The sequence below is a fragment of the Methylobacterium sp. A52T genome (assembly GCF_053346095.1).
The window spans coordinates 1-8,466 of the sequence record NZ_JBKFBI010000192.1; the positions used below are offsets into that span (position 1 = coordinate 1).

8 protein-coding genes and 2 pseudogenes are annotated in these 8,466 nt (G+C 72.3%); 3 read left to right on the top strand and 7 right to left on the bottom strand.

Going from position 1 to position 8,466, the window contains the following annotated elements; genetic code table 11:
* A pseudogene (locus ACLBYE_RS28050) lies at positions 1-275 on the top strand (hypothetical protein); the annotation flags it as partial.
* Here the strand turns inward: ACLBYE_RS28050 and ACLBYE_RS28055 are convergent.
* From ACLBYE_RS28055 to ACLBYE_RS28065, 3 genes are all read right to left on the bottom strand, one after another.
* On the bottom strand, positions 276-863 hold the full coding sequence (locus tag ACLBYE_RS28055) for a histidine phosphatase family protein (RefSeq protein WP_091979092.1): 588 nt from the start codon (positions 861-863) through the stop codon (positions 276-278).
* 44 nt (positions 864-907) lie between these two features.
* Entirely contained in the window at positions 908-1,303 is a 396-nt protein-coding gene (locus ACLBYE_RS28060; RefSeq protein WP_020094241.1) for a VOC family protein, read from the bottom strand.
* Positions 1,304-1,595: 292 nt separating this feature from the next.
* Positions 1,596-1,814, bottom strand: a complete 219-nt coding sequence (locus ACLBYE_RS28065) for a hypothetical protein (RefSeq protein WP_447696680.1) — start codon at positions 1,812-1,814, stop codon at positions 1,596-1,598.
* Between ACLBYE_RS28065 and ACLBYE_RS28070 the strand changes: the two genes are divergently transcribed.
* On the top strand, positions 1,804-3,393 hold the full coding sequence (locus ACLBYE_RS28070) for a methyl-accepting chemotaxis protein (RefSeq protein ID WP_447696681.1): 1,590 nt from the start codon (positions 1,804-1,806) through the stop codon (positions 3,391-3,393). The two genes, ACLBYE_RS28065 and ACLBYE_RS28070, sit on opposite strands and share 11 nt — an antisense overlap.
* Before the next feature lie 6 nt (positions 3,394-3,399).
* Here the strand turns inward: ACLBYE_RS28070 and recF are convergent, their stop codons facing one another.
* Together recF and dnaN are read right to left on the bottom strand one after the other, a co-directional pair.
* On the bottom strand, positions 3,400-4,554 hold the full coding sequence (gene recF, locus ACLBYE_RS28075; RefSeq protein ID WP_447696682.1) for a DNA replication/repair protein RecF: 1,155 nt from the start codon (positions 4,552-4,554) through the stop codon (positions 3,400-3,402).
* 221 nt (positions 4,555-4,775) lie between these two features.
* The gene (dnaN, locus tag ACLBYE_RS28080; RefSeq protein WP_012319207.1) at positions 4,776-5,897 is read right to left on the bottom strand and encodes a DNA polymerase III subunit beta; all 1,122 of its coding nucleotides are present in this window, start codon (positions 5,895-5,897) and stop codon (positions 4,776-4,778) included.
* A gap of 219 nt (positions 5,898-6,116) precedes the next feature.
* Between dnaN and ACLBYE_RS28085 the strand changes: the two genes are divergently transcribed.
* Complete coding sequence (locus tag ACLBYE_RS28085) at positions 6,117-7,445, top strand: MFS transporter (RefSeq protein ID WP_447696683.1); 1,329 nt, start codon at positions 6,117-6,119, stop codon at positions 7,443-7,445.
* 21 nt (positions 7,446-7,466) lie between these two features.
* On the opposite strand, the gene ACLBYE_RS28090 is transcribed toward ACLBYE_RS28085, so the two are convergent.
* Positions 7,467-7,703 carry a hypothetical protein gene (locus tag ACLBYE_RS28090; RefSeq protein WP_331327307.1) on the bottom strand — a complete coding sequence of 79 codons (237 nt, stop codon included), beginning with the start codon at positions 7,701-7,703 and terminating at the stop codon, positions 7,467-7,469.
* A 113-nt stretch (positions 7,704-7,816) separates the two neighbouring features.
* Positions 7,817-8,466, bottom strand: a pseudogene (locus ACLBYE_RS28095) (hypothetical protein); the annotation flags it as partial.

Here is an 8,466-nt window from a genome sequence, read left to right on the forward strand (position 1 = left end):
CGCGCGCGCAGGCGGCGGCCCAGGCGCGGCGCTGGCGGGAGGGGGCGCTGACCGCGGCGGTGTCGCGCACCGCGACGGCGGCGGAACGCGCCGACGAGGACGCGCGCTGCGCCGCCGAGGTGGCCGAGGGGGCGGCACCGTTCCTGACCGGAACCTGGGCCGAGGCCTGCACGATCCTCGCGGAGACCCTCGCCATCGGCCGGCAGGCGCCGGAGATCGCCGTCGCCGGCGCCCGTCGGCGCATGGACGCGGCGCGCGCCCGGGTGCCGGCCTGATCAGGCCGCCGCGGGCGCGGCGTCGAGATCGAAGTCGATGGTGCCGCAATTCTCCAGGAACGTGCCGGTGAGGTGGTAGAAGAACGTCCCGTGGCCGACCACCGCGATCGTGGTCTCCGGCCGGGCCCGCAGCCAGTCGCGGAACGCCGCGACCCGGGCGTCGAACAGGGGGCGGGGCTCCACCGGGTAGCCGCCGACCTCGCAGCCCGGCTCCGCGTGCCACCAGACCTCGGGCAGGTGCCCGACATCGAGGTGGGGGAATTCCGCGGCGATCTCCGAGGCGGCCCGGCCGACATCGCAGCTGCTCTCCTGGCACTCGCGGTGCAGCACCTCGACCAGCACCCGCGGCCGCCGGGGATGCTCGCCGAACAGGATCGCCGCGGTCTCGATGGCGCGGGTCAGGGGCGAGACCACCACGAGGTCGAAGGGGATCGGCCGGAGCCGCTCCCGCGCCGCGCGGGCCTGGGCTTGGCCCAGTTCGGTCAGGCGGGCGTCGGGCAGGCCGGGATCGCCGCCCCCGTGCCGGTGTGCGGCGTTGAAGGTCGACTGCCCGTGGCGGATGCAGACGATGCGGGTCTTGTCCTGCATGGATCTCGAAGACGTTCCGGAGAGGGAATGGCGGACCGGACCGCTCACGCGAAGCGGCCGCCGCGCTGGATGACCTCGATCTTGTAGCCGTCCGGGTCGGTGGCGAAGAAGAACCGCGCGAGCACGTCGTCCCCGTGCTTGAGGGTCTTGACGTCGGTGGCCGTGAAGCCCTCGCGCCGGTGCCGGGCGTGCTCGGCCTCCACGTCGTCGACCACGAAGGCGATGTGCCCGTAGCCGTCGCCGAGATCGTAGGGCTTGTCGCGGCCCTTGTTCACCGTGAGCTCCAGCTCGAACGGCGAGTCCGGATCCCGCATGTAGACGAGGGTGAAGTCCGGGAAGTCGAACCGGCCGGACACCGCGAGACCGAAGGCACGGGCATAGTAGTCGCGCGCGCGCTCCTCCTCGAGGACGCGGATCATGGCGTGGACGGGCTTGGACATGCGCGCGGAGTTCCGTGGGCACGCCGGCGGCGTGCAGCGCCCCCTATGTGGCGCGATCCGCAGCCGCGAAAAGGCCGGTGGCGCGGCGCCGGGGTCGCGCCCCGGGCAATCGCTCAGGAGCGGTCGAAGAACCGGGCCTGAACAGACCGATCCGATATCTCTCATCCTAGATCAATATCTGTTTTTTAAATCGTTCCAATGAATGTATTGGAGTCAATATATAGAGGTTTATTCTGACATAAAATATCCGAATAGGTACCAACACACAACCTGAATTGCAAAATGAAAATCATCATTGACAAGATTGCGCTTCCAATGCTTCATCGACATCGACGACCAGAGTGAATCCCATGAGATCATGAGGCCGATCATCGATCGAGTGAAGGGATTTAAGGACAGTGCTGCGCTTATCTAATATCAATATACTTCCAAAAATTGCTGCCGTCATCGCGCTGATAAGCGCGATTGTCGGCGGATGTATCTGGTACGCCCAGGCGCGGATGACGGTCATCGACGACCGCTACAGCGAGTTCCTCGCCCGCGAGGCGACGGCGGTGGCGGAGGCACGCAGGCTGAACCGCCTGGTGATCGAGTTGAACTACTGGGTCTACCGGATCATCGCGGAGACCGATCAGGGCCAGATGCAGGCCGCCAACAGGGGCTTCGAGGCCGCGCTGCCCGCGGTGAGGGTGCTGCTTCCGAGCCTGCGATCGCACGCGCCGACCTTCGCCGCGCGCGTCGATGAGCAGGCCGCGCGGATCGAGCGCTATCTCACGGACGTGAGCGAGGTCCGACGGCTGGGCACCGCCAATCAGAACGAGCAAGCCATCGCGCTGATCCACACGGCGATCGACCCGACGTTCTCCGGCTTGCTGTCCGACGGCAACCGGATGGCCGAGGACATCGATACGTACATGCAGAAGGGCTCGGGCGACCTGACCGATCAGACCAACGAGACCCGCCGGACGCTGATGATCGTCAGCGGTCTCGGCATGCTGGCGGGGCTGCTGGCGGCGGTGTTCATCGCCACGGTCGGGATCACGCGGCCGCTCGACCGCCTGGTCAAGGTCCTGCAGCGGATGGCGCAGGGCGAGATCGAGGCCGAGATCACCGAGGCCGCCCGAAGGGACGAGGTGGGCGCCGTCGGCAAGGCCGTCGAGGGCATCAAAGCCATGGTCGCCCGCAAGGCCGCCGAGGAAGCCGAGATGAAGCGCCGCGCCGACGAGGCGGCAGCGGCCGCGCGCAGGCGGACCATGGTGGAACTCGCCGACGGGTTCGAGCGGGCCGTGGGCAGCATCGTCGGGATGGTCTCGTCCTCGGCCACCGAGTTGCAGGCCACGGCCCAGACCATGACGTCGAGCGCGACCGAGACGGCCAGCCAGTCCACCACGGTGGCGGCCGCCGCCGAGCAGGCCTCCGCCAACGTCCAGACCGTGGCGGCCGCCGCCGAGGAGCTGGGCACCTCCGTGCAGGAGATCGGCCGGCAGGTCCTCGGCTCGGCCAACCTCGCGCAGGCGGCGGTGGGCGAGGCGGACGAGACCCAGCACCTCGTTCAGGCGCTCAGCCAGGCGGCGACGCGCATCGGCGACATGGTCGGGCTCATCGCGAACATCGCCGGCCAGACCAACCTGCTGGCGCTCAACGCCACGATCGAGGCGGCGCGGGCCGGCGAGGCCGGCCGCGGATTCGCGGTCGTCGCCGCCGAGGTCAAGGAACTCGCCGGCCAGACCGCCCGGGCCACCGAGGAGATCAGCCAGCAGATCGGCCAGATCCAGGGCGTGACCGGCCAGGCGGTCTCGGCCATCGACACGATCGCCGCCCGGATCCGCGAGATCGACGCGGTCGCCGCCACCATCGCGGCGGCGGTCGAGGAGCAGGGCGCGGCCACGCAGGAGATCGTGCGCAACGTCTCGCAGGCGGCGGCCGGCACCGACGAGGTGACGAGCAACATCGCCGGCGTGGCGCGGGCCTCGGAAGAGACCGGCGCCGCGGCAGCCCAGGTTCTGGGGGCGGCCGGCGAACTGTCGCGCCAGTCCGAGCACCTGGGCGCCGAGGTCTCCCGCTTCCTCGGGTCGGTCCGGGCGGCCTGAGGCCGATCAGCCGCCGACCCGCAGGACCTGCGTCCGGGTGCCGGCCTGCGCGAAGGCGTCCGGGTCGGCGCCGGTCATCCAGACCTGCCCCGGCAGGGCCTCGAGGGCCTCGAACAGGCCGGCCCGGCGGCGGGGATCGAGGTGGGCCGCCACCTCGTCCAGGAGGATCAGCGGGGCGATGCCGCTCATGGCCCGCACCAGCCGCGCGTGGGCGAGGACGAGACCGATGAGCAGCGCCTTCTGCTCGCCCGTGGACGCCGTCCCGGCTGGCACGTCCTTCGGGCCGTGGCGGACCACGAGATCGCTGCTCTGCGGCCCGATCAGCGTGCGGCCGGCGGCCCGGTCCCGGTTGCGGCCGTTGCGGAGCGCCATGCGGTAGCGGTCCTCGGCCTCGAGGGCCGGCCAGACCGCGACCAGATCGTCGAGGTCGCCCTCGAGGCGGACGGCCGCCCAGGGGAAGGGCTGCGCGTCGTCCCGGGTCTCGGCGATCAGCCGGTCGAGGCGCTCGGCGGTCTCGCGCCGGGCGAGGGCCACGGCGACGCCGAGTTCCGCGACCTCCCGCTCCACCGCGTCGAGCCAGCGGTCGTCGTCGGGCCGCTCCTCCAGCAGGCGGTTGCGCGAGCGCAGGGCCCGCTCCAGGGCGGAGACCCGGGCGCCGTGGGCGGCGTCGACCGCCAGCACGAGACGGTCGAGGAACCGCCGCCGGTCTCCGGCCGCCCCGCGGAACAGGCCGTCGAGGTCGGGGGTCAGCCAGACGACCCGCAGGAACTCGCTGAACGCCACCGGCGAGGCCGCGGTGGCGCCGTCGATCCGGCACAGCCGGCTCGCGCGCCCGTCGGGACCCGGCGGCTCGAGCCCGGTGCCGAGCCGGTGCTCGGCGCCGTCGCGGTCGAGGGTGAGCGAGACCGCGAATCCGCCCGGGCCGCCGCTGCGCGCCATGGCGGCGAACTCCGCCCGGCGCAGGCCCCGGCCCGGCACGAACAGCGAGAGCGCCTCGAGCAGGTTGGTCTTACCCGCGCCGTTCTCCCCGACCAGCGCGACGAAGCGGGCCTCGGGCGTCAGTTCGAGGTCCGCGTGGTTGCGGAAATCGCGGGCGATCAGGCGGGTGACGCGCAGGCTCGACCCGTCGAGCTCGTCCCGCGGATCGCGGATGTCGCTCATCGGTGAACCGAGGGGTGAACCGAGGGGCCGAGACGCGCCGCGCTCAACCGTCCCTTGCTGTCTGACATCCCATCCAACCACCTCGCCCCGCGGCGCCCGCGTCAGCGGGCCGCGCGAGCGGGCTCCAGAAACCACATCGCCGTCCCGGGACCTCCCGCGCGGCCCCCCGCTTCACTCCGGCACCTCGGGACCAGGGCGGGACCGGGATCCGCGCGGCCGCCTCAGACCCGCATCGGCATCAGCACGTACAGCGCCGGCGCGCCCTCGCGGTCCTGGATCAGGGTCGGCGAGCCGGGATCCGCGAGCTTGAACAGAGCGGTGTCGCCCTCGAGCTGCGCGGTGATGTCGAGGAGGTAGCGGGCGTTGAAGCCGATATCGAGGCCGGCCGCCTCGTAGTCGACGTCGAGCTCCTCGGTGGCACTGCCCGAATCCGGGTTGTTCACCGAGAGCGCGAGGCGCCCTTCGGCGAGCCCGAGCTTCACCGCGCGCCCGCGCTCCGACGAGATCGTCGAGACCCGGTCGACTGCCTTCGCGAAGGCGTCGCGCTCGACGGTCAGCCGCTTGTCGTTGTTGGCCGGGATCACCCGCTGGTAATCCGGGAAGGTGCCGTCGATCAGCTTGGAGATCAGCGTCAGTCCGCCGGCGAAGCGCAGGCGGATCTTCGCGGGCGACAGGTCGACCGCGACGGTCTCGCCGCCGTCGTCGAGGAGCTTCTGGATCTCGGCGACCGCCTTGCGGGGCACGATCACACCCGGCATGCCGACGCTGCCCTGCGGGGCCGGGATCTCGACGCGGGCGAGCCGGTGGCCGTCCGTCGCCACCGCCCGCATCGCCGGGCCGTTCTCGGTCTCCAGCGTGTGCAGGTAGATGCCGTTCAGGTAGTAGCGGGTCTCCTCGGTGGAGATCGCGAACTGCGTCTTCTCGATCAGCCGCTTCAGGTCGGCGGCGGCGATCTCGAAGCCGTGCGGCATCTCGCCGGCGGCGAGGTCCGGGAAGTCGCCCTCCGGCAGGGCGCCCAGGGCGAAGCGCGAGCGTCCGGACCGGATCGTCATCTGGCCGGACTCGCCGCCGGTCTCCAGGGAGACCTGCGCGCCGTCGGGGAGCTTGCGCACGATGTCGTAGATCACGTGCGCCGGCACGGTCGTGGCGCCCGCATCCGCCACGTCCGCCGGCACGCTCTCGGTCACCTCGATGTCGAGATCCGTGGCCCGCAGCTGGAGACCCGACCCTTCCGCGCGCAGGAGCACGTTCGACAGGATCGGGATCGTGTTGCGGCGCTCGACGACCCGGTGCACGTGGCCGAGCGACCTGAGCAGGGCCGCGCGCTCGACAGTGACTCTCATCGCAATACTCAAGTGATAGGGACGGCGCCGCGGCCGGCGACCGTCGCGGAATATGGCCGTTCAGCTTGGCGAAGGGGACAGGGGAACGCAAGGCCGCCGTCGGTGCACCGCACAGCGACCTCCGCGTCCAGGGCGGATGCGCATGTCCGGAGCGGGGTATCGGCCCCCGGCGGCCCGTGCGAAAGCGCCGCGACCGACCCGGATCCCCCCGTCCCGATCATGCTGCAGACCATCGACCCCGCGGGCAACACCGCAGACCCCTCGCAGTCCGCCCCGAGCGCCCCCCCGAGCGCTCGGCGTATCCTCGCCGCGAGCTTCGTCGGGACGGCGATCGAGTTCTTCGACTTCTACATCTACGCCACCGCCACCGCCCTGGTGATCGGCCCGGTCTTCTTCCCCGCCGGCGCGCCCGGCGTGCAGCAACTCAGCGCCTTCGCGACCTTCGCCATCGCGTTCATCGCGCGCCCCGTCGGCGCGGCCCTGTTCGGGCATTTCGGCGACCGGGTCGGCCGCAAGGCGACGCTGGTGGCGTCCCTGCTGATCATGGGCATCTCCACGGTGCTGATCGGCTGCCTGCCGACCTACGCGTCGGTCGGCTGGTGGGCGCCGGCGGCGCTGTGCATCCTGCGCTGCGGGCAGGGGATCGGGTTCGGCGGCGAGTGGGGCGGCGCGGCGCTGCTGGCGGTCGAGAACGCGCCGCCGGGCCGGCGCGCGTGGTACGGCATCTTCCCGCAGCTCGGGGCGCCGGTCGGCTTCATCCTGGCCAATCTCGGCTTCCTCGCCCTCAGCTTCGGCCTGACCCCGGAGAGCTTCCAGGCCTGGGGCTGGCGCCTGCCGTTCCTGGCCTCGGCGGCGCTCGTCGGCGTCGGGCTCTACGTGCGCCTGAAGCTCACCGAAACGCCGGCCTTCAAGGCGGCGCTCAGCCAAGCGCGACCGGAGCGCATGCCCTTCGCCACCATGCTGACCCGGCACGGACACGCCGTCCTGGTCGGCACCTTCGCGATGGTGGCGGTCTACGCGGTGTTCTACCTCTCGACCGTCTTCGCCCTGGGCTACGGCACCGGCACCCTCGGCTACAGCCGGCCGACCTTCCTGCTGTTCGAGTGCATCGCGGTCTGCTTCATGGCGCTGGGCACCGTCTTGTCGGGGGCCGCGGCCGACCGCTTCGGCCGCCGGCCGGTGCTGCTCTCCGGCATGGCCGTGACGTTCCTGCTGGGCTTCCTCATGGGGCCGATGCTGGGCCATGCCGCCGGCACGGGCACCTGGCCGCCGGTTCTCGGCTTCCTGTGCCTCAGCCTCCTGACGATGGGGTGGGTGTTCGGACCGATGGGCGCCGTCCTGCCCGAGCTGTTCCCGACGCGGGTGCGCTACACGGGCGCCTCGGTGACCTACAACCTCGCGGGGATCCTCGGGGCCTCGGGCGCGCCCTACATCGCGCAGCAGCTCGCGGCCTACGGCGGCATCGGCTTCGTCGGGTTCTACCTGGCGGGGGCCGCGATCCTCAGCTTCCTCGCCGTGCTGGCCATGCCGGAGACCGCCGGCCGCTGACGGGACGGGCGGGCGCCGGCCTCAGCGGCCGGCACGATCCTGAGCCGCCGTGACGGTAGGCTCGAAGCGCCCGAGGAAGCGGGTCCGCTCCCACAGCTCGATCGCGTCGCGCCCGACCATCGCCCGGGCGCGGCGGCGCGCCTGCGTGTCGTCCTCGGCCGACAGGATCTCGGCCGCGCGGACGCGGCCGGCCCGGTCGAGCCGGAAGGCCCTGTAAGCGCGGCTCCGGTGAGCCGTTCCAGCATCCAGCGCGAGCATAGCGACATCCTCCGGGCCGGAACGTCCCGGAAGACGGTTAACCATCGGTAAATCGCGGTTCTCGCGATCGAGGACGCGGTCCAGACGCGCCCGCTCGGCGGGGGCGGAGCTCCTCAGCTCCGCTTGTCGAGCGGGCGACCGAGCAGGCGGGCGAACTCGGCCTCGATCTCCTCCACCGAGAACGGGTTGCCGGATCCCTTGGCGTCGGGCGTGGGCGCGGACGACGGCGGCGGCGGGGCCGGCACGGGCGGAGCGGGTTCGACCTTGGGCATCGCCGGCGGCGGCACGGGCTTGGCCGGAGGCGGAGGCGGAGGTGGAGGCGGCGGGGCCTCCGGCTCGTCGACCGGGGCGGGGGCGGGCACTGGCTCGACCGGGACGCTCGCCATCGCGGCGGCCAGCGGATCGACGCCCTCGGGCACCGGCGGGGCGGGCGCGGGTTGCGGCGGCGGCGTCACGGCCGAGGACGAGCGCGACAGGGCGGCCTGGAGTTGGCGGGCCATGTCGGACAGGACCACCGGATCGACCGACTTGCGCTCGGAGGGCACCGCGAGGCTCGGGGCCAGACGGGCGGGCTCCGGCTCCGCCGGTGCCGGCTCGGGCCTGCGCTCGGAGGCCGGGTTGGGTCGCGGCTCGATCAGCGGCGGCGCGGTCCGGCTCAGGATCCGCCGCGGCGCGACCGGCTCGCGCGGCGGGGGCGCGGGCGGCTCCACCGCCGGCGGCGCGATCGGCGGCGGCACCATCGGCGGCGGCACCACCGGCTCGG

Excerpts from the sequence above, each read along its gene's own strand:
- ACLBYE_RS28085 (WP_447696683.1), top strand. The coding sequence starts at position 6,117 with ATGCTGCAGACCATCGACCCCGCGGGCAACACCGCAGACCCCTCGCAG.
- ACLBYE_RS28070 (WP_447696681.1), top strand. The coding sequence starts at position 1,804 with ATGACGGTCATCGACGACCGCTACAGCGAGTTCCTCGCCCGCGAGGCG.
- ACLBYE_RS28060 (WP_020094241.1), bottom strand. The coding sequence starts at position 1,303 with ATGTCCAAGCCCGTCCACGCCATGATCCGCGTCCTCGAGGAGGAGCGC.
- ACLBYE_RS28090 (WP_331327307.1), bottom strand. The coding sequence starts at position 7,703 with ATGCTCGCGCTGGATGCTGGAACGGCTCACCGGAGCCGCGCTTACAGG.
- recF (WP_447696682.1), bottom strand. The coding sequence starts at position 4,554 with ATGAGCGACATCCGCGATCCGCGGGACGAGCTCGACGGGTCGAGCCTG.
- dnaN (WP_012319207.1), bottom strand. The coding sequence starts at position 5,897 with ATGAGAGTCACTGTCGAGCGCGCGGCCCTGCTCAGGTCGCTCGGCCAC.
- ACLBYE_RS28055 (WP_091979092.1), bottom strand. The coding sequence starts at position 863 with ATGCAGGACAAGACCCGCATCGTCTGCATCCGCCACGGGCAGTCGACC.
- ACLBYE_RS28065 (WP_447696680.1), bottom strand. The coding sequence starts at position 1,814 with ATGACCGTCATCCGCGCCTGGGCGTACCAGATACATCCGCCGACAATC.